General features: G+C 74.0%; 24 protein-coding genes. 5 read left to right on the forward strand and 19 right to left on the reverse strand.

Features of this window, described 5'->3' with window-relative positions; genetic code table 11:
- Positions 1-69: 69 nt before the first annotated feature.
- A complete protein-coding gene (locus OG799_RS24420; RefSeq protein ID WP_406037882.1) occupies positions 70-1,902 on the forward strand; it encodes a hypothetical protein in 1,833 nt (610 codons plus the stop codon).
- Positions 1,903-2,289: 387 nt separating this feature from the next.
- Here the strand turns inward: OG799_RS24420 and OG799_RS24425 are convergent, their stop codons facing one another.
- The 10 genes from OG799_RS24425 to OG799_RS24470 form a co-directional block, all read right to left on the reverse strand.
- Complete coding sequence (locus tag OG799_RS24425) at positions 2,290-3,621, reverse strand: NAD(P)/FAD-dependent oxidoreductase (RefSeq protein WP_406037884.1); 1,332 nt, start codon at positions 3,619-3,621, stop codon at positions 2,290-2,292.
- A gap of 102 nt (positions 3,622-3,723) precedes the next feature.
- The gene (locus tag OG799_RS24430; protein WP_406046390.1) at positions 3,724-4,284 is read right to left on the reverse strand and encodes a hypothetical protein; all 561 of its coding nucleotides are present in this window, start codon (positions 4,282-4,284) and stop codon (positions 3,724-3,726) included.
- Between the two features lie 8 nt (positions 4,285-4,292).
- Positions 4,293-5,663 carry a DUF58 domain-containing protein gene (locus OG799_RS24435; protein WP_406037886.1) on the reverse strand — a complete coding sequence of 457 codons (1,371 nt, stop codon included), beginning with the start codon at positions 5,661-5,663 and terminating at the stop codon, positions 4,293-4,295.
- Positions 5,663-6,670, reverse strand: coding sequence for an AAA family ATPase (locus OG799_RS24440; protein WP_406037888.1), 1,008 nt, complete (start codon positions 6,668-6,670; stop codon positions 5,663-5,665). The genes OG799_RS24435 and OG799_RS24440 overlap by 1 nt, the downstream gene beginning before the upstream one ends.
- A complete protein-coding gene (locus tag OG799_RS24445) occupies positions 6,670-7,251 on the reverse strand; it encodes a hypothetical protein (protein WP_406037890.1) in 582 nt (193 codons plus the stop codon). Before OG799_RS24445 ends, OG799_RS24440 begins: the two co-directional genes overlap by 1 nt.
- Positions 7,248-7,982 carry a DUF4129 domain-containing protein gene (locus OG799_RS24450; protein ID WP_406037892.1) on the reverse strand — a complete coding sequence of 245 codons (735 nt, stop codon included), beginning with the start codon at positions 7,980-7,982 and terminating at the stop codon, positions 7,248-7,250. Before OG799_RS24450 ends, OG799_RS24445 begins: the two co-directional genes overlap by 4 nt.
- 20 nt (positions 7,983-8,002) lie before the next feature.
- Complete coding sequence (locus OG799_RS24455; RefSeq protein ID WP_406046391.1) at positions 8,003-8,716, reverse strand: uracil-DNA glycosylase; 714 nt, start codon at positions 8,714-8,716, stop codon at positions 8,003-8,005.
- A 19-nt stretch (positions 8,717-8,735) separates the two neighbouring features.
- On the reverse strand, positions 8,736-9,422 hold the full coding sequence (locus OG799_RS24460) for a dienelactone hydrolase family protein (protein ID WP_406037894.1): 687 nt from the start codon (positions 9,420-9,422) through the stop codon (positions 8,736-8,738).
- Positions 9,423-9,609: 187 nt separating this feature from the next.
- On the reverse strand, positions 9,610-10,632 hold the full coding sequence (locus tag OG799_RS24465) for an HAAS signaling domain-containing protein (protein WP_406037896.1): 1,023 nt from the start codon (positions 10,630-10,632) through the stop codon (positions 9,610-9,612).
- Complete coding sequence (locus OG799_RS24470; protein ID WP_089011147.1) at positions 10,629-10,961, reverse strand: PadR family transcriptional regulator; 333 nt, start codon at positions 10,959-10,961, stop codon at positions 10,629-10,631. The genes OG799_RS24465 and OG799_RS24470 overlap by 4 nt, the downstream gene beginning before the upstream one ends.
- Before the next feature lie 79 nt (positions 10,962-11,040).
- Between OG799_RS24470 and OG799_RS24475 the strand changes: the two genes are divergently transcribed.
- The gene (locus OG799_RS24475; protein WP_406037898.1) at positions 11,041-11,610 is read left to right on the forward strand and encodes a LysE family translocator; all 570 of its coding nucleotides are present in this window, start codon (positions 11,041-11,043) and stop codon (positions 11,608-11,610) included.
- 3 nt (positions 11,611-11,613) lie between these two features.
- On the opposite strand, the gene OG799_RS24480 is transcribed toward OG799_RS24475, so the two are convergent.
- From OG799_RS24480 to eno, 7 genes are all read right to left on the reverse strand, one after another.
- Positions 11,614-11,964 (reverse strand): VOC family protein, encoded by a 351-nt coding sequence (locus OG799_RS24480; protein ID WP_406037900.1) that lies wholly within the window; start codon positions 11,962-11,964, stop codon positions 11,614-11,616.
- An 18-nt stretch (positions 11,965-11,982) separates the two neighbouring features.
- Positions 11,983-12,921: an exopolyphosphatase gene (locus OG799_RS24485; RefSeq protein WP_406046392.1), complete on the reverse strand. Its 939-nt coding sequence runs from the start codon at positions 12,919-12,921 to the stop codon at positions 11,983-11,985.
- Positions 12,922-13,152: 231 nt separating this feature from the next.
- Positions 13,153-13,599, reverse strand: coding sequence for a hypothetical protein (locus tag OG799_RS24490; RefSeq protein ID WP_406037902.1), 447 nt, complete (start codon positions 13,597-13,599; stop codon positions 13,153-13,155).
- A gap of 16 nt (positions 13,600-13,615) precedes the next feature.
- The gene (locus OG799_RS24495) at positions 13,616-14,125 is read right to left on the reverse strand and encodes an amino-acid N-acetyltransferase (RefSeq protein ID WP_406037903.1); all 510 of its coding nucleotides are present in this window, start codon (positions 14,123-14,125) and stop codon (positions 13,616-13,618) included.
- Positions 14,122-14,679, reverse strand: coding sequence for a DUF501 domain-containing protein (locus tag OG799_RS24500; RefSeq protein ID WP_406037905.1), 558 nt, complete (start codon positions 14,677-14,679; stop codon positions 14,122-14,124). Before OG799_RS24500 ends, OG799_RS24495 begins: the two co-directional genes overlap by 4 nt.
- A 34-nt stretch (positions 14,680-14,713) precedes the next feature.
- The gene (locus tag OG799_RS24505; protein ID WP_406037907.1) at positions 14,714-15,352 is read right to left on the reverse strand and encodes a septum formation initiator family protein; all 639 of its coding nucleotides are present in this window, start codon (positions 15,350-15,352) and stop codon (positions 14,714-14,716) included.
- Positions 15,353-15,381: 29 nt separating this feature from the next.
- Positions 15,382-16,665 (reverse strand): phosphopyruvate hydratase, encoded by a 1,284-nt coding sequence (eno, locus tag OG799_RS24510; RefSeq protein WP_406037909.1) that lies wholly within the window; start codon positions 16,663-16,665, stop codon positions 15,382-15,384.
- Between the two features lie 161 nt (positions 16,666-16,826).
- Between eno and OG799_RS24515 the strand changes: the two genes are divergently transcribed.
- The 3 genes from OG799_RS24515 to mgtA all read left to right on the forward strand — a co-directional run bounded on the left by OG799_RS24515 (position 16,827) and on the right by mgtA (position 21,093).
- Positions 16,827-17,522: a hypothetical protein gene (locus tag OG799_RS24515; protein WP_406037911.1), complete on the forward strand. Its 696-nt coding sequence runs from the start codon at positions 16,827-16,829 to the stop codon at positions 17,520-17,522.
- Positions 17,519-18,352, forward strand: a complete 834-nt coding sequence (locus tag OG799_RS24520) for an NAD(+) diphosphatase (RefSeq protein WP_406037913.1) — start codon at positions 17,519-17,521, stop codon at positions 18,350-18,352. Before OG799_RS24515 ends, OG799_RS24520 begins: the two co-directional genes overlap by 4 nt.
- A gap of 131 nt (positions 18,353-18,483) precedes the next feature.
- A complete protein-coding gene (mgtA, locus tag OG799_RS24525; protein WP_406037915.1) occupies positions 18,484-21,093 on the forward strand; it encodes a magnesium-translocating P-type ATPase in 2,610 nt (869 codons plus the stop codon).
- 21 nt (positions 21,094-21,114) lie between these two features.
- On the opposite strand, the gene OG799_RS24530 is transcribed toward mgtA, so the two are convergent.
- Positions 21,115-22,734 (reverse strand): DUF885 domain-containing protein, encoded by a 1,620-nt coding sequence (locus OG799_RS24530; RefSeq protein WP_406037917.1) that lies wholly within the window; start codon positions 22,732-22,734, stop codon positions 21,115-21,117.
- A 100-nt stretch (positions 22,735-22,834) separates the two neighbouring features.
- Entirely contained in the window at positions 22,835-23,827 is a 993-nt protein-coding gene (locus OG799_RS24535; RefSeq protein ID WP_406037919.1) for a nucleoside triphosphate pyrophosphohydrolase, read from the reverse strand.
- Between the last annotated feature and the right edge of the window lie 2 nt (positions 23,828-23,829).

The following is a 23,829-nucleotide window of genomic DNA, read 5'->3' on the forward strand; positions in this document are numbered from 1 at the left end:
AGTCCCACCGTAGTCGTTGCGCCCCGACCCGGCGTACCCCGTGGTGGTCGCGCCACTATGGTCGAGGCCGTGACCAGCGCAGCCCGCACCGCCCCCGGGCCCGACCCCGGTCAGGCGGTCCGCCTCGAACCGGAGGCCGCCCGCCCGTCCCGGTCCGCCCGGCTGCTGGCCACCGCGATCCGCTACCGCGCGGACCTGCTCGCCGGGCTGCTCTTCACGCTGCTGGCGGGCTGGCTCACCCACGGGCTGTGGCCCGCGCCCGCGCAGCGGATGCTCGCGCTCAACCCCGAGGACCAGACCCTCTACGAGTGGTTCCTGGCGGTCGACTCGCGCGCCCTGCTCGGCGACTTCAGCCTCCTCACCGACCGGCTCAACGCGCCGGACGGGGTCAACCTGATGACCAACACCACGGTGATCGCGCTCGGGGTGCTCCTCGCCCCGGTCACGTGGCTGTTCGGGGCGCCGGTCACCTTCGCGCTGCTGGTCGCGGGGAACCTCGCCGGCACGGCGGTCGCGTGGTACCTGCTCTTCACCCGGACGCTGCGGGCCCGCCGGTTCCCCGCCGGGCTCGGCGCCGCACTGTGCGGCTTCGGCCCGGGGATGATCTCCCAGAGCAACGGTCATCTGCACATGACCGCGCAGTGGCTGGTCCCGGTGATCGTCTGGCTGGTGGTACGGCTGCTCCGGGCCGCCGACCCGGCCGGCACCCTGGACGGGCCGGACGGCCGCCGGCTGGCCAGCTCGGCGGTCGGGCTGGCCGCGGCGGTCACCGTCCAGGCCTTCATCGGCGAGGAGGTGCTCTTCCTCGCCGCGCTCACGCTGCTGGTGATGACCGTCGCGTACGCGGTGACCGACCGACCGCTGCTCCGGCGGGCCCTGCCCACCTTCGGCGGCGGGCTGATGCTCGCCGCCGGCCTGGCGCTGCTGGTGCTCGCGTACCCGCTCTGGTACCAGTTCGCCGGGCCGCAGGGGGTCGCCGAGGGGATGTTCAGCCCGCACTACTTCTCCGCCGACCTGAGCAGCTGGTGGACGATCTCCCCGCTCTCCGTGGCGGGCAGCGACTCCTCGTCCCGGCTGACCACCGGGCCGGCCGAGTACAACACCTTCCTGGGCTGGCCGCTGCTGCTGACCACCGCCGGGTGCGCGGGCTGGCTCGGCCGCCGGCCGGTGGTCGTCGCCTGCGTCGCCGGGGCGCTGGTGATGGGCGCACTGTCGCTCGGCCCGGAGGTGTTGATCTCCGGCGAACGAACCGCGCTCCCCGGGCCGTACACCCTGCTGGAGGGCCTGCCGGTGGTGGACGGCGCGCTGCCGATGCGCTTCGGCCTCGCCCTGCTGCCGCTGACCGGCACGCTGCTGACGCTCGCGGTGGACCGCGCCCTGCGGGGGCGCGGCCGGGCCCGGCGGCTGGTCCCCCTCGCGGTGGGCGCGGCGCTGCTCAGCGTCTTCCCGGCGCCGCTGCCGACCACCGACCGGCCGGCGCTGCCGGAGTTCGTCACCGCCGGCCACTGGCGGCAGTGCGTACGCCCCGGCGGGGTGCTGGTCCCGGTGCCGCCGGCCACCCCGAAGGACCCGTGGCCGATGAGCTGGGCGACGGCGGCGGACGCGGAGTTCGGCATGCCCGAGGGCTTCTTCATCGGCCCGTACGGCCGGGGCGGCTCGGCCACCATGGGCACCTACAAGCGCCCCACGTCGGCGCTGCTGGCCGACGTGGCCAAGCGCGGCGTCCCGGCGGCCGTCGGCGACGAGCAGCGCCGGCAGGCCGCCCGCGACATCCGCTTCTGGGGGGCGTCGTGCGTGGCGCTGACCGACGACGCCCCGCACGCGGAGACCCTGCGGCGGACGCTGGAGCAGCTCTTCGGCCCCGGCACCCGGACCGCCGACGCCTGGACCTGGCGCTTCTGACCCGCCCTCCGGCCTGACCGTTCCCCCGGGCCTTACCCGCTGGCGGGGGGCGCCGCTGGCAGTCACCAACGGTGATGGTGCCGTCGGGCGGGCACTGTCCCGCGTGCCCTTTGCTCTGCTGCAGCCCACGCAACAGCAACCCAGCGTCACCGCATGCGGCTAGGCCCGCAGCTACGGCAGGTCGCAAAATGCCAGCTCGCTGACGTGTTGCGGGCAGTTAAGCAGAGCAAAGGACGCGCGGAACACCGTGCGGGCCCGGGGGCCCGACCACGAACAGTGACCGGGTCAGCCAACTGTCGTGGAGTGACGCCGCAGCTTCGCGCCGCGAGGGACGAAGAAAGGGCCCGCCGCCACGACAGGCGTGGCGGTGGGCCCTTTCCGTACGGCTCAGACGCGCGCCGCGCCGACCGGCTGAGACGCCTCGACGAACTCCTCGCGCGGGTCGTGCAGCTGTCCCAGCGCGACCACCTCACGCTTGAGGAAGAACGCCAGCGACCAGTCGACCACGACCCGGACCTTGCGGTTGAACGACGGGATCCGCGACATGTGGTACGTCCGGTGCATGAACCACGCCGGCCACCCGGTCATCTTGATCCCGTAGACCTGCGCCACGCCCTTGTGCAGGCCGAGGCTGGCCACGCTGCCCGCGTGCTTGTGCTTGTAGTTGACCGGCTCGCGACCACGGATCACGTTCGCGATGTTGTCGGCCATCCGGGCCGCCTGCCGCACGGCGTGCTGGGCGCTCGGCGAGCAGAAGTTGCCCGGCTCCTTGGTCAGGTCCGGCACCGCGGCGCAGTCACCGGCGCTCCAGGCGTCCTCGACGACCCGGTCCCCGTCCACGATCTGGAGGGTCGGCAGGCAGGTGACCCGCCGGCGCTCGTCGCGCGGGAAGTCCGTGGCGTCCAGCATCGGCGACGGCTTCACGCCGGCCGTCCAGACGATGGTGTCGGAGCGGAAGCTGTCGCCGTCGGAGAGCTTCACCACCCCGTCGACGCAGGACTCCAGCCGGGTGTCCAGCCGGATGTCCATGTTCCGCTTCAGCAGCTGCTGCACCGTGTAGGCGCCCATGTCCCGGTCGACCTCGGGCAGCACCCGGTTGGTGGCCTCCACCAGCACCCAGCGCATGTCCTCCGGCTGGAGCTCCGGGTAGTACCGGAGCGCGTCCCGGGCCATGTCCTCCATCTCGGCCAGCGCCTCGATGCCGGCGTAGCCACCGCCGACGAAGGTGAAGGTCAGCGCGGAACGGCGGACGTCCGGGTCGGTCGTGGCGGCCGCCACGTCCAGCCGGTCCAGCACGTAGTTGCGCAGGAAGATGGCCTCGCCGATGGTCTTGAACCCGATGCCGTGCTCGTGCAGGCCCGGAATCGGCAGCGTCCGGGACACCGAGCCGGGGGCGACGACCACGTGGTCGTACTGGATCTCCCGGGTCGGGCCGCTGATCGGCTGCACGATCGCCGTCTTCCGGTCGTGATCGATCCGGGTCACCGCGCCGGCCACGACCTTGCACTTGCGCAACTCACGCCGCAGCGGCACCACGGAGTGCCGGGGCGAGATGTTGCCGGCCGCTGCCTCGGGGAGGAACGGCTGGTAGGTCATGTGCGGCTGCGGGTCAACGACGATGACCTCGGCCTCACGGGAGCTCAGCTTCTTGGACAGGCGCAGAGCGGCGTACAGGCCGACGTGCCCGGCACCCACGACAAGGATCCGCTTCGGATTCACGTCATCTATCTTTCCCCGGGCGGCTCGGGTAATCCCGTTCGAGACCCCCTTCTGTGACGGATCACAACACCTGTGACCTGCACAACGTCCTGCACCGTCCCGCTATCTGCGCCGCACCAGCCACCCCAGCAACGCGCTGAGAGCCACCGCGACCAGCAGTCCAGCCACCGTCGCCGCCTGGAAACCCCGGTCCGTGCCCACCCCACCGAGCCCGGCCAGCAGGATGCCGAGGGCCGCGCTGGCGAGGACCACCCCGCCGGCCCGGGCCAACCAGCGCAGGATCAGGTCCGGGTCGACCACCCCGTCGTAGGGCAGCAGCGCGGCGAGCGCGCACAGGGAGTGCGCCAGGTAGAGCAGCGTGGCCACGGCGAGCAGCCGCCACAGCGCGATCGGCCGGTCGAACCCGGCTGCGGCCAGCAGCCACCCGCCGACCGTGACCAGCGCCGCGAAGGTCGGCCACACCCGGCGCGGCCCGACCGCCGGCAGCACCGCCACCACCGTGAGGGCCAGCAGCGCCCGCGCCGCGAAGACCTGCACCGGGTACGCCAGCAGAAGACCGACCAGCACGGTGCCGAAGATGGCGCACCGGACCAGCAGCGGCGCGAGGCTGACGCGGGTGGCCGCGTACCGCACCGCCCGGACCCGTTCGTTCAGCGCGTCCAGCATGTCGTTCATCGGGCCCCCACCCGGGGGGCGGTGGCCAGCCTCGCCACGTCGCGGAGCACCTGGTCCAGGCTGCCCGCGCCGGCCCAGCGCACCACCGGCACACCGTGCTCGCGGAGCTGACCGATCATCGTGTCCCGGTCCAGCCGCCACAGTCGGTACGCCACCTCGGCCCAGCCCCGGTCCTTCGGCGCCGGCAGGTCGGCCGGCAGGGTGTCCACGGCGACGACGAACCGGCCACCCCGGGTCAGTCGGGCCAGCATCTGCGCCGACCGCTCGTCCAGCAGCGGGGTGAGCACCACCACCAACGCGTCGGCGGAGAGCACCTGCGGCCCGAAGACCTGGTCGTACGGCTCGTGCGGGGAGGATTCGGCGTGCACGTCGAGCAGCCACTCCAGCACGGTCAGGTACTGCCGGCGACCGGTGGCCGGGCGCAGCCGACGGGCCGCCGGGCCGTACTCCAGCATCGCCACCCGGTCACCCCGGTGCAGGTAGTGCTCCCCGATCGCGGCGGCCGCCCGGACCGTGGTGTCCAACACCGAGGCGGGACCGTTGACGCCCCCGGAGCGGCCCGCCTCGGCCAGCACGTCGAGCAGCACCACCACCTCGGCGTCCCGGTCGGACAGCGTTGACGCGACGTGCAGTTGCCGCGCCCGCAGCGAGACCCGCCAGTCGATCCGGCGCAGCCGGTCACCGGGGGCGAAGACCCGCACCCCGGCCAGCTCGCCGCCCTCCCCCGGCCGTCGGGAGTGGTGCGCGCCGACCAGCCCGGCCGCGCGCGGCATCGCCTCCACCGCCTCGAACGGCTCGGTTCTCGGGTAGACCCGCATCCGCACCGGGTCGGTGATCACCGCCCGGGAGACCAGCAGCCCGTCCGCGGTGGCGACCCGGGCGCCGGCCGGACCGATCGGGTGCCGGCCCCAACGCAGCGCCGTCCCGGACAGCTCCAGGTCGACCGCCGTGCCGACCGGCACGGAGGTGACGAAGGGCCGGTCGGCGCCCCCGGCGCGGGCCACCGCCACGCCCACCCCGCCGAAACCCACCCACTCCACCCGCAGCCAGGGCGACATCCGGGTCCGTACCACCGCCACGTCGTACGACACGGTGTCCGGGTTGCCGACCGCGACCGTGGCGGCCATCGGGCCGCCCTCGACCAGGTGCGCGTCCCCGGCGCTGATGTCCAACTGCGGGCCGGCGGTGGGCCGCCGGCGCAGCGCGTACCCGGTGCCGAGCGCGAACGGCGTGGCCAGCACCACCAGGTCGACCCGGCCGAACAGCACCCCCGCGATCAGCAGCAGCCCGGTGAGCAGCACCGCCCGGCCGAGCGCCCAGGTGGGCGCCCAGCCCGTGGCCGGCTCCGGCTCGTGACGGCTGGTCATCAGAGGCCGGGCCGCCCGGCCGCGTAGCTGGGCAGCGCGCCGCTGGCCGGGGCGGGCGTCCGCTCCAGAACCTCGCCGACGACGAAGGACGGGTCGACCCGGCGCAACCACATCTCCGGGCGCAGCGTGATCCGGTGCGCCAGGGCGGGCACCGCCACCTCCTTGACGTCCTCCGGCACCACGTAGTCCCGGCCGGCGAACACGGCCCGGACCCGGGCCAGCAGCAGCAGCGCCAGCGAGCCGCGCGGCGAGGCGCCGACCAGCGCGGACGGGTGCTCCCGGGTGGCCGCGGTCAGCGCCACGATGTAGCGGCCGATCGAGTCCTCGACCACCACGTCCTCCAGTGCGGCCTGCATGGTGCGCAGCGTCGCCGCGTCCACCACCGGCTTGATCTCGGCCTCCTCGCGGCGGCGGGCCATCCGCCGGCGCAGCACCTCCCACTCCTCCTCGTGGTCCGGGTAGCCGAACGACACCCGGAGCAGGAACCGGTCGAGCTGCGCCTCCGGCAGCGGGTACGTCCCCTCGTACTCGATCGGGTTGGCGGTGGCCAGCACGTGGAACGGCTCGTCGAGCCGGTAGGTGACGCCCTCGACGGAGACCTGCTTCTCCTGCATCGCCTCCAGCAGCGCCGACTGGGTCTTCGGCGGGGTCCGGTTGATCTCGTCGGCGAGCAGCAGGTTGGTGAAGACCGGGCCGGCCCGGAACGAGAAGTCGCCGCTGCGCTGGTCGTACAGGAAGGAGCCGGTGACGTCGGCGGGAAGCAGGTCGGGGGTGAACTGGAGCCGGCGGAAGTCCAGCCCGAGGACCTGCGCGAAGGAGCGTGCCGTCAGCGTCTTGCCCAGCCCCGGCAGGTCCTCCAGCAGCACGTGCCCACCGGCGAGGATGCCGGCGAGGACCAGTTCCAACGCCTCCCGCTTGCCGACCACGACCGTGCCGACCGCGTCCAGCACCGCCCGGGCCAGCCGGCCCACCTCGGCCGGGGGCATGCTCCGGTCCACGTCGTTCATCACAGCTTCTCCAGTTCGGCGACGATCGCCGCGAGCTCGCGCGGCGACGGGGGGCGGCGGGAGGGCGTGCTGAGGAAGGTCCACAGCGGCTCCCCCAGCAGAGTGCGGGCGCGGGCCGGGTCGGACTCGCGGGTGACGCCGTGCCGCTGGCGCAGCCGCTCGTCGGCCAGCTCGCCGATCCGGGGCAGGATTCGCTCGGTGAACCGCTCGCGGTTGCCCCCGCACCAGTCCAACGGGCGTTCCCACCCGTTGATCGCGGCGCGCAGCGCGTCCCGGGCGGTCCAGTTCCAGGTGCCCGGCTCCTCGCCGGCGGGCGCGCGGTAACCGGCCCGGGGCGGCGGCGGGGGCGTCAACGCCTTGGTGACCCGCCGGACGGCGAGCAGCGCGAGCACGCCGGCCACGACGATCCACAGGGAGAGCTGGAGGCCGACCGTCCGCAGGGCCGCCACGACCACCGCGACGATCGCCGCGGTGACCAGGAGGGTACGCATCACCAGCCGTACCCGCCCGCCACGGGGCGCGACCGCCGGCCCCGCCGGTTCCTCCTCGAACGACAGCAGGTCGTCGATGCTGGTGCTCACGGCATCACCTGGCCGGCGAGGCTGGTCAACTCGCCGCGCAGCCGGCGCAGCGCCGACCGGGCCTGGTCGCGCATCCGCTCGTCGACCGTGTGCGTCGCGTACCGGGCCTCGCGGTAGACGTGGGCGAACCCGTCCAGCACGTCGGCGCTCGCGATGGCCGGGACGCCGGCCGCCGGGTCGCCGCGCAGCAGCCGGCTGACCAGGTTGGTGGGGGTGTCCCCGGCGAGCCGGGGCACGCCGGCCTCCTCGGCCGCCTCCTCCAGCCGGACCCAGCAGGCGATCACCGCGGTCCGCGGGTCGGTGGACCGGTCGTCCAGCTCCACCAGGCCGGCGTCGAGCGCGGCCACCACCTCCCGCGCGGTGCCCTCGGCGGTACGCCGGGCCCGCTGCGCCGGGATCGCCCGGGTGGTACGCCGCAGCGCGCCCCGGACCAGCGTCCAGACGACGTACCCGACGGCGAGCAGGGCGGCCAGGCCCAGCACCACCAGGGCGGTGGTGACGATCCAGTGCGGGATCTGCGCCTGGGTGGCCTCGGCGGCGTCCCGCGGCTCGACGGCGATGGAGGGCGCCGGCTCGGCGGAGGGGTAGTCCGGCACGTAGGGCAACTCCTTGGCGGCCGGCGGGATTCGGCTGGCCCCGATCGAGGAGTGCCCGGCCGCGGACGCGGCGACGGCCAGCAGGACGGTCACCGTCGCGACCGGCCACCATCTGCGCAGCACGCCGAGGTCCATCCCACCGCCCCACGCATTCCTCAGTCCACCCCGGCCAACTGCTTCGCCCGGGCGAACACGTCGTCCAGCATCCCTGGTGTCAGCCGCCCGGTGAAGGTGTTCTGCTGGCTGACGTGATAGCAGCCGAGCAACGCCGGTGCGGAACCGCCGGACCAGTGTGCCCCATGGCCGAAGACCGGTCGAGGACTGGGCGGGCGGACCTCGTACACGTCGCGAAGCACCGGCCACCAGGCGGCCCAGGCGAAGGCACCCAGCGCGACCACAACGCGCAGGGTGGGCCGGATCAGCGCGACCTCCCGGTGCAGCCACGGCGCGCAGGTGTCCCGCTCGGCCGGGGTGGGCTTGTTGTCCGGCGGCGCGCAGCGCACCGCGGCGAAGATGCGGGTGTCGCGCAGGGTCAGGCCGTCGCCGACGGCGACGCTGGTCGGCTGGTTGGCCAGGCCGGCGCGGTGCAGCGCGGCGAAGAGCACGTCGCCGGAGCGGTCGCCGGTGAAGATCCGGCCGGTGCGGTTGCCGCCGTGTGCGGCCGGCGCCAGCCCGAGGATGGCGATCCGCGCGTCCGACGCGCCGAAGCCGGGCACCGGGCGGCCCCAGTACTCCTGGTCGCGGAAGGCCGCCCGCTTGACCCGGGCGACCTCCTCCCGCCAGGTGACCAGGCGCGGGCAGGCGAAGCAGTCGCTGACGGCACCGTCGAGGTCGGCGAGGTCGGTCGCCCGCGCGGCGCGGGCGACCACCTCGTCGGGGGTACGCGGCTCAGCCAAGCTTGGCCCGGAACAGTTCCAGGGTGCGGGCCCAGGCGGTGGCGGCGGCCCGCTGGTCGAACTTCTCCGGCCGGTCCTCGTTGAAAAACGCGTGTGACGTGCCCGGGTAGTCGTAGGTCTGGCAGGTGCCACCGGCCGCCTCGATGGCCTGACGGGCGGCCTGTACGCCGTTCGCGGACGAGGTGCCGTCCTCTTCGGAGCAGTGGATGAGCGCCGCCTTGCCGGCGTAGTCGGCCCACTCGGCGCGCATCCCCTCCCAGGGGAGGCGGGGGTAGAAGCCTGCGGTGGCGACGATCCGCTCGGAGAACGTCGCCGACCAGAGGGCCAGGCTGGCGCCGGCGCAGAAGCCGGCGCAGCCGACCTTGCCGGTGACCTCGGGGCGGCCGGCGAGGTATTCCGCCGCGGCGGCGATGTCCGTCGCCGCCTCGTCCATCTGCGGCCCGTTCAGCATCTGGCGGGGCTCGGTCGGCCTGCTGGCCGGCTCGCCGTGCCGGAAGTCCGGGGCGAGGGCGACGAATCCGGCCTCGGCGAAGCGGTCCACCACCGCCCGGACGTGGGGCACGAGACCCCACCAGTCCTGGATGACGATGACCGCCGGGCTGGCCGCACCGCCGGAGGGTATCGCGAGATACCCCTCGCTCGTCCCTCCGTTGCTGGTGAAGCTCACCGTCTCGCCCATGGCCCGTCCTCCTAGCGGTCAGTCATCGTTGGCTGGTCGCCCAGTGGTCCTACGTGCCGGTAGCCTGCCACGCCGCCACCACGCCGGGGAAGACGCGAGAACAGTGGCATTCACCTCCCGTTCGCCTTCCCATCGTGGACGCACGAGGGGGCGCTCACCGCATCGGTGGGCGCCCCCGTGGTCTGGTTCAGCGGGTCGGGCTGGGCACCGGGACGGCGTCGGTCGGCTCCGGGGCCACCGTCGCGCCGGGAACGGCGGTCGGCGTGGCGGCGACCGTCGGCGCCGAGCCGCCCGGCGGTGCCGGGGTCGCGGTGGGCGCCCGACCCCCGTTCGCCCCGGGCGGCACCGGCGCCGTGGCGGGCGGTCGCGGCCGGAACGGGGCCAGCTCAGGGCAGTACGGGTAGCCGGTCCGCAGCGCGGCGTCCGGCTGGGCCGGGTCGACACACGACGGGTAGCCGAGCCGGATCGGCACGCCGTTCTGGTCGAAGAGCCGGGCGTTCTCCACCAGCCGCCCCTCGCTGTCGTAGACGAAGACGTCCTGGACGGAGTCGTACCGGTCGTCGACCGACACCCCCTGATAGCCGAAGTCGTCCCGCTGTGACCGCTCATCCAGGTTGACGACCAGAACCAGCCCGAAGACCACCAGCACGACGGCACCCGCGTGCATCAGCCGGCGCGGCCACCGCCGCAGCCGGTCGGCGTTGCGGCCGAGCCAGATCGAGGTCAGCACGGCGGCGACGAGCAGGACGAGCCCGGTGACCTCGCTGAAAAAGGGCCGGGGCAGCAGGGTGACGTCACCACTGAAGACCGCGGAGACGAGGGCCGCCACCAGGTAGCCGCGCAGCACCCACCAGGCGGGCCGGAGCAGCCGGAGGAACTCGCTCGCCGAGGCGTACCCGAGGATCGGACCGAGACTGGCGTCGAGGCCGGACAGCCGGGCGCGGACCCGGCGCGCGGCGGCGGCGATCCGCCGGTCCATGCGGCCACCGGCCGACGGCTCGCCGGCGCCTGCGGCCGCACGCAGGTCGGCGGCGTACGCCTCGGGCTCGCCGAGCCGGTCCACGAGTGAGCCGTCCGCCTCGGCGGCGACCTCGGTCAGGTGCTCCGGCAGGTCCTCGGTCAACTCGTCGCGGACGGCGGCCGGCAGGTCGGCCAGTGCGGCCCGCACCCGGTCGACGTAGTCCGCGATCTCCTGCCCAGTGACGGTCATGCCGCCATCCCCCGATCGTCGAGCAGTGCGTCCATGGTGGTGGCGAAGGAGCGCCAGGTCTTGCCGGAGCGGGCGAGCTGGTCCCGGCCGGCGGCGTTGAGGGCGTAGTACTTGCGGTGCGGGCCGGATTCGCTCGGCACGACGTAGGTGGTGAGCAGGCCGGCGGCGAAGAGCCGGCGCAGCGTGCCGTAGACCGAGGCGTCGCCGACCTCCTCCAAGCCGGCGTCGCGCAGCCGGCGCAGGATGTCGTAGCCGTAGCCGTCCTCCTCCCGGAGCACGGCGAGGACGGCGAGGTCGAGCACGCCCTTGAGGAGCTGCGTGGTATCCACGCTTCCGACAGTAGTGCGCATTGCGTAGTACCGTCAAGGAAACACTAGCACTCGTCCCCTCCGTCGTAGGGTCGGAAGCATGTCGTGGAGCAGCTACGGATCGTTTCTGGTCTTCGCCGCGGTGCTGATCCTCATTCCCGGCCCGGACTTCGCGGTGGTCACCCGGAACACCCTGGCCGCCGGGCGCCGAAGCAGGATGTGGAGCGCGGCCGGGGTGACCGGCTCGAACGCCGTACAGGGGGTGGCCGCGGCGGCCGGGCTGGGCGCGCTGATCGTCCGCTCCCAGCCGCTGTTCGAGACGATCCGCTGGGCCGGCGTCGCGTACCTGGCGTACCTGGGGGTGCAGGCGTGGCGCTCAGCCTGGCACGGCCGGTACGCCCCGCTGACCGACATCACCAACCCGAAGGTGCTGGCGTTCTACCTGGCCGTGCTGCCGCAGTTCGTCGGCGGCTCCGCGCCGCTGGCGGTGCTGCTCGTGTTCCCGCTCAGCCACGCGGTACTGGGGTTGGCCTACCTGTTGCTGCTGGTCGGTGCGATGGACCGCGCCCGCGAACTGCTGTCCCGCCGCCGGGTACGACGCTGGCTGGACGGGCTGACCGGGGTGGCCCTGCTCGGCTTCAGCGCCCGCCTCGCCACCGAACGCGCCTGAGCGCTATTCGTCGTGCTGGGTCACGTTGATGACGGCGCCGTTCGGGTCGCGGACGAAGAACCGGCGTAACCCCCAGGGCTCGTCGGTCAGCGGGTAGACGATATCGGCCCCGGCGGCGACGCACCGGGCGTGCACGTCGTCGACGTCGTCCACCTCGACCGACACGTCGGGGTGGATGCCGGCTTTGATGTCGAGCTTCATCACCGAGAGCTGGACCTCGCGGGTCTCCCCGCCGAAGAACAGGATCCAGTCGAGCCCTTCGCCGCCGCCCAGCCCGATCAGCTGCGTGTAGAAGCGACGGCTGCCGGCGAAGTCGTCGGAGCGGATGTTCGGCTTGACCCGCTTGACCGCCATGACCGCAGCCTAGGCGGCTCATGCGGTCGGCGCGAGGCTCCAGGCGATGCCGTCGAGGATGTCGTGCTCGGAGGCGACCACCGAGGGCATGCCGGCCCGCTCCATGACCACGCGGAGCACCAGCGCCCCCGCGCCGATCACGTCGGCCCGGCCCGGGTGCATCACCGGGATGGCGAGCCGCTGCTCGCGGGTCTTCGCCAGCAGGTCGGCGGTGACGTCGGCGACCTGCTCGTACGACACCCGGGCGTGGTGGATGCGCGCCGGGTCGTACTCGGTCAGGCCCTGCGCGATGGCGACCACGGTGGTGACCGACCCGGCGAGCCCGACCAGCGTGGCGGCCTCGCGGCCCGGCACGGCCGTCAGCGCCCGATCCACCGCGACCGCGATGTCGGCCTGCGCCGCGGCGATCTCGTCCAGGGGCGGCGGGTCGCCGTGCAGGTGCCGCTCGGTCATCCGGACGCAGCCGATGTCCATCGAGATGGCGGCCTCGACGCCGCCGGAGCGGGTGCCGACCACGAACTCGGTCGAGCCGCCGCCGATGTCCACCACGAGGAACGGCTCCTTGGCGTCGGCGGGCAGGCCGCGCACCGCGCCCGTGAACGAGAGCCGGGCCTCCTCGTCGCCGGTCACCACCTCGGGCTCGACGCCGAGGGTCTGCTCGACCATGGCCCGGAAGTCGGCGGCGTTGGCGGCGTCCCGGGTAGCCGAGGTGGCGCACATCCGGACCCGCTCGGCGCCCAGCTTCTCGATGTCGGCGGCGTAGGACGCCAGCGCGACCCGGGTGCGCTCGATCGCCTCGGGGGCGAGCCGGCCCGTCCGGTCGACGCCCTGGCCGAGCCGGACGATCTCCATCCGGCGGGTCAGGTCGACCAGCGGGGCCTGCGGGCCGGCGGACGGTTCGGGCAGGTCGGCGACCAGCAGTCGGATCGAGTTGGTCCCGCAGTCGATGGCGGCCACACGCGTCGTCACGGCAGCAACCCTACGGCAGCCGGTCGGCCGCGCCCGACGGTACGACCTGACGCACTCCGTGGAGAGGGATGTGCCGTTGAGCGATATACCTGTGGGGCATATTTATGACTCACAGGTATATCCGTCGGCGGGGTCATGGCTCCGGCTGCGCGACACGTCGACGCGGCGCACCCCGCACGCACCGGGGGCCGGGCCCGCTCAGCACGCGGGGCACATCGGTCAGGGGGCACCGCCCAGCAGGTGCAGGCCGAGCGGCGTCAGTCGGTGTCGGACGGCCCCGCCGGTGTGGTCGACGGCGCGGGCGAGCGCCGTGGTGGTGTGCCGGCCCGGCTCGGCGAGCCGACGAAGCACCGCCGCCCGGGTGGCGCCCAGCACGCGACCGAGCGGATCGGCCGCCCGATCGACGGCCCGCCGCGGCATCGCCGGATGGAGGCCGTCGAAGAGCCCCTCCAGCCCGCGGAGCGCCAACCGCTGCGCGGCGTCCGCGACCTGTCGACGGTGGCTGGCCGTCCACTTCGGGCCGACCCGGACCGCGTGTACCTCACCGGCATCTCTAACGGCGGTGACATGAGTTTCCGGGCCGCGGTCGAGGCCGAGGGACTGTTCGCGGCGATCGGCGTGGTCAGCGGCGCCTACAGCGGACCCCGGGCGGTGGACATGGGTCATTCGTGGCCCGGGGCCGTCAGAGGCGCAGCAGCATCCGGGTGTTGCCGAGCGTGTTCGGCTTGACCCGTTCCAGGTCCAGGAACTCGGCGACACCCTCGTCGTACGAGCGCAGCAACTGCTCGTAGACCGGCTGCGGCACCGGCGCGCCGTCGATCTCCCGGAAGCCGAACGAGCCGAAGAAGTCGGTCTCGAAGGTGAGCACGAAGATCCGCGCCACGCCCAGCTCGCGGGCCGCGTCGATCAGCTCGCCGACGATCCGGTGGCCGATCTTCCGTCCCCGGCAGGCCGGATCCACCGCGACGGTGCGGATCTCGGCCAGGTCCTCCCACATCACGTGCAGCGCGCCGCAGCCGACCACCGTGCCGTCCGGCGCCACCGCGACCCGGAACTCCTGCACGTCCTCGTAGAGCGTGACGGTCGCCTTGCTGAGCAACCGCCGGTCGTCGGTGTAGGTGTCGACCAACCGCCGGATCCCGCGGACGTCACCCGTCCGGGCCCGGCGGACGACGATTTCGTCCCCGCTCACTCTGGCGCCGGGACGTCCACGCACGGGCCGGCGGCCCACCACTTCTCCACCAGTTCGAGGGTCTCGTCGCCGAACGGGTTGACCCCCGGCCCGGCGCCCAGCGCGTGCCCCAGGTGCACGTGCAGGCACTTCACCCGGCCCGGCATACCGCCCGCCGAGATGCCGGCGATCTCCGGCACCTCGCCGATCGCCTCCCGGCGGGTCAGGTAGTCCTCGTGCGCCGCCCGGTAGCGGGCGGCCAGTTCCGGGTCGGTGGTCAGCCGGTCGGCCATCTCCTTCATCAGCCCGGCCGACTCCAGCCGGCTGCACGCCGCGGTCGCCCGCGGGCAGGTCAGGTAGAACAACGTCGGGAAGGGCGTGCCGTCTGCCAGCCGGGGCGTCGTCTCCACCACGTCGGGCAGGCCGCAGGGGCAGCGGTGGGCCACCGCCCGGGTGCCCCGGGGCGGGCGTCCGAGCTGCGCGGCCACCGCGGCCAGGTCGGCCTCGGTGGCCGGTTGGCGCTCCGGCGGGGGTACGGAACCCGCCGCCGGGTCCTGCGGTGGTACGACAGTCACGGTGCCCATCTCTCGTTCGGTGCTGCGGTGGTGCTCACTTGTCGGGGCGCTCGGCGTTGGCCGCCTGCACGCTCGACCACAGCGTGTCGTACCAGGGATCGGGCGCCTTCGGCGGCCCCGGCTTCGCGCCCTTGCCGGCGTCCTTGGCGGCGCCCTCCGGGTCGGAGAGCACCACCAGCAGCGTCTCCCCCGGCTTGCCCATGAAGAACCGCTCCCGGGCCTGCGTCTCGATGTACGCCGGGTCCTGCCACTTGGCCGCCTCGGCCGAGAGGTCCTCGATCCGCCGGCGCTGGTCGGCCTGGGACGCCTCCATCCGCTCGATGTCGGCCTGCTGGTCCAGGTACACCCGGACCGGGTAGGTGTAGGCCAGGGCGAGCGCGATCAACACCGCGAACAGCACGGTGGCCCGCCCGGTGAAGCGCCGGGGTTGGGGTGCGGAGAGCCGCTTGACGGTGCCGCCGGCAGCCGTACGCCGGGCGGCGGCGGGCCGGCTCGCGGAGCGTACGCCCTCGGCGGCCCGGGCCGCGCCGGGCGACCGGCCGGCGGCGCCGCGCGGCTCGGCGCGGACGCCACCCTCGCGGGCCGACGACCGGGCCCGGGCCCCGCCCGCCCGGCCGGCCTGACCGGGCCGGCGGACGGGACGCTGACCACCCGGTGTGCGGCGCTGCTGCATCGTCACACCCCTCCCCCGGAGCTACGCGCTCAGGCCGAACGGTAACGCGGGAACGCGCCCGCACCGGCGTACCGCGCCGCGTCGGCCAGCTCCTCCTCGATGCGCAGGAGCTGGTTGTACTTGGCGACCCGGTCGGAGCGGGCCGGGGCGCCGGTCTTGATCTGGCCGCAGCCGGTGGCCACCGCCAGGTCGGCGATGGTGGTGTCCTCGGTCTCGCCGGACCGGTGGCTCATCATGCACTTGAAGCCGGCCCGGTGGGCCAGGTCGACCGCGTCCAGGGTCTCGGTCAGCGAACCGATCTGGTTGACCTTCACCAGCACCGCGTTGGCGGCCTTCTCGGCGATGCCGCGGGCGATCCGCTGCGGGTTGGTGACGAAGAGGTCGTCGCCGACGATCTGGATCCGGTCGCCGACCGCCGCGGTCAGGGTGGCCCAGCCGCTCCAGTCGTCCTCGGACAGCGGGTCCTCGATGGAGACGATCGGGTAGTCGCCGATGAGCTTGGTGTAGTAGTTGCTCATCTCCTCGGCGGACTTCGCGCTGCCCTCGAAGGTGTACGTGCCGTTGTCGAAGAACTCCGTGGCGGCCACGTCCAGGGCGAAGACGATGTCGGTGCCGAGCCGGTAGCCGGCCTTCTCCACCGCCTCGGCGATCAGATCCAGCGCGGCGGCGTTGGTGGGCAGGTTCGGCGCGAAGCCGCCCTCGTCGCCGAGGCCCGTGGACAGGCCCTTCTTCTTCAGCACCGACTTCAGCGCGTGGTAGACCTCGGCGCCGGAGCGCAGCGCCTCCCGGAAGCTGGGCGCCCCGATCGGCGCGATCATGAACTCCTGGACGTCGACGTTGGAGTCGGCGTGCGCGCCACCGTTGAGGATGTTCATCATCGGCACCGGGAGCAGGTGCGCGTTCGGGCCACCCAGGTAGCGGAAGAGGCTCAGCTCGGCGCTGCCCGCGGCGGCCTTCGCGACCGCCAGCGAGACGCCGAGGATGGCGTTGGCGCCCAGCTCGGCCTTGTTGTCGGTGCCGTCGAGGTCGAGCATCTTCTGGTCGATCAGCCGCTGCTCGCTGGCCTCGTACCCGATGAGCTGGTCGACGATCTTGTCCTCGATGTTCGAGACGGCCTTCTCGACGCCCTTGCCCTGGTAGCGGTCCGCGTCACCGTCGCGCAGCTCGATCGCCTCGAAGGCGCCGGTGGAGGCGCCGGAGGGCACGGCGGCGCGGGCGATCGTGCCGTCGTCGAGCCCGACCTCGACCTCGACCGTCGGGTTGCCCCGTGAGTCCAGAATCTCCCGGGCGACGATTCCCTCGATGGTTGCCACTGAGTCGCTCCTCGTTTGTGTGTTCCGGTCCGGTATGGGCCGCGACGGTGCGGCTGAGGCAGGTGTTGAACGCAGCGTATCGGACGGACATTCCCGGATTCTCGGGCGTCAACCGGCAACGGGTTTGCGAGAGGTTGCCCCCATCGACAAGGCTGGGCGACATGCCCGCCGCCTCGACCACCCTCCGCGTGCTCGCCGCCTCGGTCATCGCGTCGCTCACGGTGACCGGCTGTCAGGCGCTCGACGACGCCGGACAGGCCCTCGGGCGCGCCGACCTGGTCAACGACCTGACCGCCCGGATGGACCGGGCCCTGGAGCAGACCTGGGCCGCCGACTACCAGCTCACCGGTGGGCAGACCGCCTCGATCGCCCAGACGGAGGACCCGCTCCGGTCGGCGTACACCTGGCCGGCGGGCAAGATCACGGTGACCCAGGAGGCGCTCACCCGGTGCGCGACGGCCGGCGGCCGGACCTCGTGCACCGTGCTGCCCCCGGTGCTGACCGCCGGCAAGCCGTCGGTCGCCGCCTACACGGAGGCCGGCAAGCTCGGCCTGGTCACCCCGCCGGCCGTGATCCGGCTGCTCACGCAGGCCGCCCTCGACCCGGAGGCGACCATCGGGCAGAGCGACACCACGCTCGCCGGACACCACGCCACCTGCGTCGACGTCACCAGGTCCGGCGACCGGTTCGCCGCCTGTGTCACCACCGAGGGCGTGCTGGGCAGCTTCACCGGCACCCTGAACGGCAAGCCGGCGGAGGTGACCCTGACCGGCTACACCGAGACGGTCGACCCGGCCGCCTTCGACGTGCCGGCCGGCGCGGGCGTGGTGGACCGCCGCCGCTCGACGACGTCGTGACCGCCCGGGGCGGGTTCGTCCCGGGCGCGGACGGCAGCGCCCCGCCCGCTCCCGCCGACATCGCGCTGCCGGTCGCCGGGCGCCGGCTGCTGACCGGCCGGGACGGGCGCTTCCCCAGCGTCGGTGACCTGCCCGCCGGCTTCGGCTGGGTGCCGGTGGGGACGCTGGACGGCGTACCGGCCTGGGCGGCCGAGGTGGCCGACGAGCGGGACCTGCCGGGGCGCTGGCGGAGCTGGCGCGAGCTCGCCGCCGACCTGCCCGAACCCCTCGCGACGCTCGCCGGGCGGGCGCTGGCCGTGGTGACCTGGCGGCGTACGCACCGGTGGTGCGGGGCCTGTCGGACCGAACTGGCCGATGTGCCCGGCGAGACCGCCCGGCGCTGCCCCGGCTGCGACCTGTACGTGCCGATGCCGCTCTCCGCCGCGGTGCTGGTCGCGATCACCCGCCCCCGACCCGGCGGCGTCGACGAACTGCTGCTGGTCCGGCACACCTACGGCCCGACGGAGCTGTGGGCGCTGGTCGCCGGCTTCGTGGAGGCCGGCGAGTCGCTGGAGGCGGCCGCCCACCGCGAGGTCGGCGAGGAGGTGGGCCTGGCGATCGCCGAGCCGACCTACTTCGGCAGCCAACCGTGGGCGATGTCCGGCCCGGGGACGCTGCTGGCCGGCTTCACCACCACCGCCACCGACCCGGCCGCCGAGCCGGTGGTGGACGCGAAGGAGCTCAGCGAGGCCCGCTGGTTCCCGCTGGACGCGCTGCCGGCGGAGCTGCCGCCCGCGTACTCGATCTCGCGCTGGCTGATCGACGCCGTCGCCGCCCGCCCGCGGCCCTGACCCACGACGGACCTTCCTTCCCCGCGGTGGGGGCCGGACGGCCCTGAACCGGCGGCCCGGTTGCGACGGATGCTGGCCGGGGCGGTCAGGCCCGGGTGGGCAATGGGGAGGGGACCCGGTCGGTGGGAACGGTGGCGGTGCGCGGAGCCGAGGCGGTACGGGACGAGGGCTGGCTCCCGGTCACCGCGGCCGGGAGCCTTCCGGTCGACCGGGTGCTCGCCGCCCTCGGCGGCGGCGCCGACGGCCTCGCCCCCGAGGAGGTGCTCCGGCGCCGGTCCCGACTCGGCCCGAACGCCGTGCGGACCCACCGGGTCTCCGCCCTCGCCGTGCTGGTCCGCCAGTTCCGTTCCGCGCTGCTCGGTCTGCTGCTGGTCGCGGCGGCCGTCTCCTACTTCGTCGGGGAGCGCACCGACGCCCTGGTGATCGGGGTGATCCTGGCGGTCAGCGTCGGGTTCGGCTTCGTCAACGAGTACCGGGCGGAGCGGGCCGGCGCGGCGCTGCACGACCGGGTCCGGCACACCGCGCCGGTCGTCCGGGCCGGCCGGACCGAGGTGGTCGACGTGGTCGAGCTGGTCCCCGGCGACCTGGTGCGGCTCGACCTGGGCATGGTCGTCCCGGCCGACCTGCGGCTCACCGAGGCGCACCGGCTGGAGTGCGAGGAGTCGGTGCTGACCGGCGAATCGGCGGCGGTGGCGAAGGACCCCGCCCCGGTGCCGGCCGGCACGCCCCTGGACGACCTGGCCTCCTGCGCGCTGATGGGCACCGTGGTCCGGGCCGGCTCGGGCGTCGGCGTGGTGGTGGCCACCGCCGGGCACACCGCGTTCGGGCGGATCGCGGTGGGGCTCGGCGAGCGGCAGGGCGAGACGGAGTTCCAGCGCGGGCTGCGCCGCTTCTCGCTGATGCTGGCCCGGGTGGCGGGCGTGCTGACCGCCGTGATCTTCGTGATCAACCTGGTGCTGCACCGGCCGGTGATCGACGCGGTGCTGTTCAGCCTGGCCATCGCGGTGGGCATCACCCCGCAACTGCTCCCCGCCATCGTCACGGCCAGCCTGGCGGCGGGCACCCGCAACCTGTCCCGGCGGCGGGTGCTGGTGAAACGCCTGGTCTGCGTGGAGGACCTGGGCAATGTCGAGGTGCTCTTCACCGACAAGACCGGCACGCTCACCGACGGGCGGCTCAGCCTCGCCGAGACGCTCGGCCCGAACGGGTGCCCCGACGACGCCCCGCTGTTGGCCGGGCTGCTCGCCAACGAGGCGACCTCGGGCGGGGACGGCAACCCGATGGACCAGGCGCTCTGGGCGGCGCCCGGCGCGGCGGGACAGCCGGTGTCCGCGTACCGGCGGGTGGCGCTGCTCCCCTTCGACCACCGACGGAGGCGGGTGAGCGTGCTGGTCGACGGCCCGGACGGGCGGACCCTGGTCACCAAGGGCGCGGCCGAGGAGGTGCTGGCGCTCTGCCACGACGTACCCGAGGCCGCGCGGGCGGTGCTCGACGAGCGGCTGGCCGGCGGCGGCCGGGTGGTCGCGGTGGCCCGCCGCCCCGCGCCCGGGCTGACCGCGCTCGGCCCGGACGACGAACGCGACCTCTCTTTCGCCGGCCTGCTGGTCTTCCTCGACCCGCCGAAGCCGGACGCCCGGGCGGCCCTGGACCGGCTCGCCGGCCTCGGCGTCACCGTCAAGGTGATCACGGGCGACCACCCGGCGGTGGCGGTCCGGGTCTGCGAGCAGCTCGGCCTGCCGGTGGCCGGGGTGCTGACCGGCGCGGACCTGGCCGCGCTGGACGACGCCGCGCTGCCCGGGGCGATCGGGCGGACCACCGTCTTCGCCCGGGTCTCCCCGGAGGACAAGGCCCGGATCGTCCACGCCCAGCGGGCCGCCGGACGGGACGTGGCGTTCCTCGGCGACGGGGTCAACGACGCGCTCGCCCTGCACGCCGCCGACATCGGCATCTCCGTCGACACCGGCACCGACGTGGCCCGGGACGCGGCCGACGTGCTGCTGCTGGCCAAGGACCTCGACGTGCTCGCCGACGGGGTCACCGAGGGCCGGCGGATCTTCGCCAACACCATCAAGTACGTGCTGATGGGCACGTCCAGCAACTTCGGCAACATGTTCAGCGCGGCCGCGGCGTCGGCCTTCCTGCCGTTCCTGCCGATGCTGCCGTCGCAGATCCTGCTCAACAACCTGATCTACGACCTGAGCCAGGTGGCCATCCCCACCGACCAGGTGGACGCCGATCAGCTCGCCCGGCCGGCGCACTGGGACCTGCGGGAGATCCGCCGGTTCATGCTCACCTTCGGGCCGCTCTCGTCGCTCTTCGACTTCCTCACCTTCGCGCTGCTGCTCAGCGCGCTGCACGCCGGCCCGGTGGAGTTCCGCACCGGCTGGTTCGTCGAGTCGCTGGCGACCCAGACGCTGGTGGTCTTCGTCATCCGCACCCACACCAGCCCGTTCTGGCGCAGCCGGCCCAGCCGTCCGCTGCTCGCCGCCGCGGCGGCCGCGGTGGCGGTGGCCTGGCTGATCCCGTACCTGCCGGTGGCCGGGCCGCTCGGCTTCCAACCGCTGCCGATCGGCTTCCTGGCGGTGCTGGTCGGGCTGGTGGTGGCGTACCTGGCGCTGGTGGAGGTCACCAAGCGGGCCCTGTTCGCCTCCTCCGACCTGCTGCGCCCGACCCGCCGCCCGCCGGAGGTGGTGCGGCGGCGGCGCACCCACCGCCGAGCGGAGCGCTTCAGCACCCGCTGAGGGGTGAGAAGGGGCCCTTCCCTACACGCCCAGCAGGGTGCGCAGGTGTCGGGGCGGCGGGCAGTCGTGCGCCAGCATCGCGTCGTGCCAGTCCCGGACCGAGACCCCGTCCGGGCGGGCCGCGGCGATGTCCGCCACCTCGCTGTACCCGACGAAGTAGGTGGAGAGCTGGGTCGAGGTGAGCAGCGCCCGGCGCCACTTGCCGGCCGCCTCTCCCTCCTCCTGGAAACCGCGCCCGGTCATCAGCGCCATCGCCTCGGCCTCGGGCAGGTCCTCGCAGTGCACGAGCTGGTCGAGCAGCGCGTTGATGGTCATCCGCAGCTGCATCTTGAGCTGCTGCAGCCGCACCGGCAGGCCGCCGAAGCCGAGGCCGGCCATCAGCTCCTCGGTGTAGACCGCCCAGCCCTCGATGAACACCCCGGACTCGGTGAGCGCGCGGACCCGGGTGGGGCCGGCGTGCCGGCGGGCGTGGGCGAGCTGGAGGAAGTGACCGGGCATCGCCTCGTGCACGGTCAGGTTGCGGATCATGTGGTCGTTGTACTCCCGGTAGAACGACTCGACCCGGTGCGCCGGCCAGTCCGCCGGGGTGGGCGCGATGCAGTAGAACGTGGGCAGGTCCGCCGTCTCCAGCGGACCCGGCGAGTCGCAGTACGCCACCGCGACGCCTCGGGCGAACTCCGGCATCTCCTGGATCACGCACGGGTCGTCGACCAGGGTGATCAGGTCGTGGGCGCGGACGAAGTCGCTCGCCTCGTCCAGGGTGACCGACGCCAGGTCCACGATGGATTGGTCGTCCGGGTGCTCGGCGGCGAGCAGGTCCAGCGCGCGGCGTACCGTCCGGTCGTCGGCCGGGCCGCCGACCAGCTCGACGGCCGCCTCGCGGATCTCGGCGGTGACCCGCTCCAGGTTGGCCCAGGCCCGGCGCTGCACCTCGGCGGCGCCCAGCTCGGTGTCGAGGGTGTGCCAGAGCCGCGCCTCCCAGCGCCGCCGGCCCAGCCGCGGGTCCCGCCCCGGCCCGGCGTCGGCGGCCAGGCCCATCCGCAGCCAGGCCACGAACTCCTCCAGCGCTGCGATCGCGTCGATCGCGGCGGGCTCGATCCGGCCGAGCAGCCCCGGCGCCTCGGCCAGCAGCCGGGGCACCTCGTCGCGGATCAGCGCCGCCGTGCCGGTGAACTGCCCGACCGCCGTCTCGGCGTGGATCCGGGGCATGTCGCGCAGCGTCGCACGCGCGGTCGCCAGGGCGTCCGGTACGGCCGACAGCCGCCCGGCGAGGTGGGTCAGCCGCTCCTCGACGGGCGCGTACGGGCGGGCGAGCAGCGCGTGCAGCAGCGGGCCGGGGTTGTGCCGCAGCGGGTCCCACTCGTGCGCGCGGATCTCCGTCGCCTCGAACAGCGCCCGGTCGACGAGGCTGCCCAGCAGCGCGTGGTCGACCCCCTCCTCGACGTCGAGCGAGTCCGGGTCGATCTCGGAGAGCGCGTCGGCGGCCTCCTTGAGCATCCCCTGGTCGGCCGCGACGGCATCGGCGGAGAGGTCCGGCAGCCGGTCGTCGTACCGGTGGTCGCCAGCCGACGTGGCCAGCCCGGGCCGGCTCTCCAGCAACGCCTCAACGACCCGCTCCGCGAGCGGCACGAACGCTTCCATGCGGATGACCCTACCGACCGCCCCCGACGTCGGCCCGCCCCTCAGCTGATCATGAAGTTGTTGTCACGACACGCCGTGCCGGACGACAACAACTTCATGATCAACTCGACGGGTTGGCGCGGGAGGCGCGTTCGGCGGTGCGGACGGCTTCGGCGTAGGCGAGGGTGGTGCGGCGGAGGGCGGCCTCGGGGTCTATTCCGGCCTCGCGGGCGGCGGCGACGGTGGTCAGGAGGCTGGCGCCCAGCCTGGCCTCGGGGTCGACCTGGGAGTCGGCCAGGGGTGGGGGGACGGCCAGGCCGATGCGGGCGGCGCGGTCGAGGATCTTGGCGGCCAGGGCGAGAGCGGGCTGGCTCAGCGCGATGCCGTCCAGCACCGACTCGCGGGCCTTCTCGGCGCGCTTGATCCGCTCCCAGTTCGCCTCGATCTCCTCCAGCGAAGCGGCCTCGTCACCGGCGAAGACGTGCGGGTTGCGGCGGACCATCTTGTCGACCAGGGTGCCGGCCACGTCGTCGACGTTCCACCGCTCACCCTCGGGCAGGTTCTCCGCCAGCCGGGCGTGCAGCAGCACCTGGAGCAGCACGTCACCCAGCTCCTCGCGGAGCGCGTCGGTGTCGTCGGCGCTGATCGCGTCGTACGCCTCGTAGCACTCCTCCAGCAGGAAACCGGCGAGACTGCGGTGGGTCTGCGACCGCTTCCACGGGTCACCGCCCGGCGAGGCCAACCGGTCCATCACCTCGACCGCGTCCAGCAGCCGGGCGCCCGGCGGATCCCACGAGCCGTACATCAACTCCAACTCGGCCAGGCCGGGCTGGCGGGCCAGCCGCAGCCCCAGCTCCCGGGCCAGCGCCTCGTCGCCGGCCGGACCGGCCAGCCACACCGCCGTGCCGTGTCCGGCCACCGCGTCCAGCAACGCCTGGGTCGCCCCAGCCTCGACCACGGTGACCTCGGCGCCCACCGAGCGGACCGCCGTGGTCAGCGCGCTCTCCGCGCCCGCCAGCACCGGAGCGGACCGTACGACGTCCCAGGCTGCCGCGGTCAGCAGCCCGGCCGGCAGCCGGGGCGAGGTGACCAGCAGGACGATCCGCGCGGACATGC

The organism is Micromonospora sp. NBC_00898 (genome assembly GCF_045207895.1).
Taxonomy (GTDB): domain Bacteria; phylum Actinomycetota; class Actinomycetes; order Mycobacteriales; family Micromonosporaceae; genus Micromonospora.

Excerpts from the sequence above, each read along its gene's own strand:
- OG799_RS24435 (WP_406037886.1), bottom strand. The coding sequence starts at position 5,663 with ATGACCAGCCGTCACGAGCCGGAGCCGGCCACGGGCTGGGCGCCCACC.
- OG799_RS24440 (WP_406037888.1), bottom strand. The coding sequence starts at position 6,670 with ATGAACGACGTGGACCGGAGCATGCCCCCGGCCGAGGTGGGCCGGCTG.
- OG799_RS24450 (WP_406037892.1), bottom strand. The coding sequence starts at position 7,982 with ATGGACCTCGGCGTGCTGCGCAGATGGTGGCCGGTCGCGACGGTGACC.
- OG799_RS24460 (WP_406037894.1), bottom strand. The coding sequence starts at position 9,422 with ATGGGCGAGACGGTGAGCTTCACCAGCAACGGAGGGACGAGCGAGGGG.
- OG799_RS24465 (WP_406037896.1), bottom strand. The coding sequence starts at position 10,632 with ATGACCGTCACTGGGCAGGAGATCGCGGACTACGTCGACCGGGTGCGG.
- OG799_RS24475 (WP_406037898.1), top strand. The coding sequence starts at position 11,041 with ATGTCGTGGAGCAGCTACGGATCGTTTCTGGTCTTCGCCGCGGTGCTG.
- OG799_RS24480 (WP_406037900.1), bottom strand. The coding sequence starts at position 11,964 with ATGGCGGTCAAGCGGGTCAAGCCGAACATCCGCTCCGACGACTTCGCC.
- OG799_RS24490 (WP_406037902.1), bottom strand. The coding sequence starts at position 13,599 with ATGACCCATGTCCACCGCCCGGGGTCCGCTGTAGGCGCCGCTGACCAC.
- OG799_RS24505 (WP_406037907.1), bottom strand. The coding sequence starts at position 15,352 with ATGCAGCAGCGCCGCACACCGGGTGGTCAGCGTCCCGTCCGCCGGCCC.
- OG799_RS24515 (WP_406037911.1), top strand. The coding sequence starts at position 16,827 with ATGCCCGCCGCCTCGACCACCCTCCGCGTGCTCGCCGCCTCGGTCATC.
- OG799_RS24530 (WP_406037917.1), bottom strand. The coding sequence starts at position 22,734 with ATGGAAGCGTTCGTGCCGCTCGCGGAGCGGGTCGTTGAGGCGTTGCTG.
- OG799_RS24535 (WP_406037919.1), bottom strand. The coding sequence starts at position 23,827 with ATGTCCGCGCGGATCGTCCTGCTGGTCACCTCGCCCCGGCTGCCGGCC.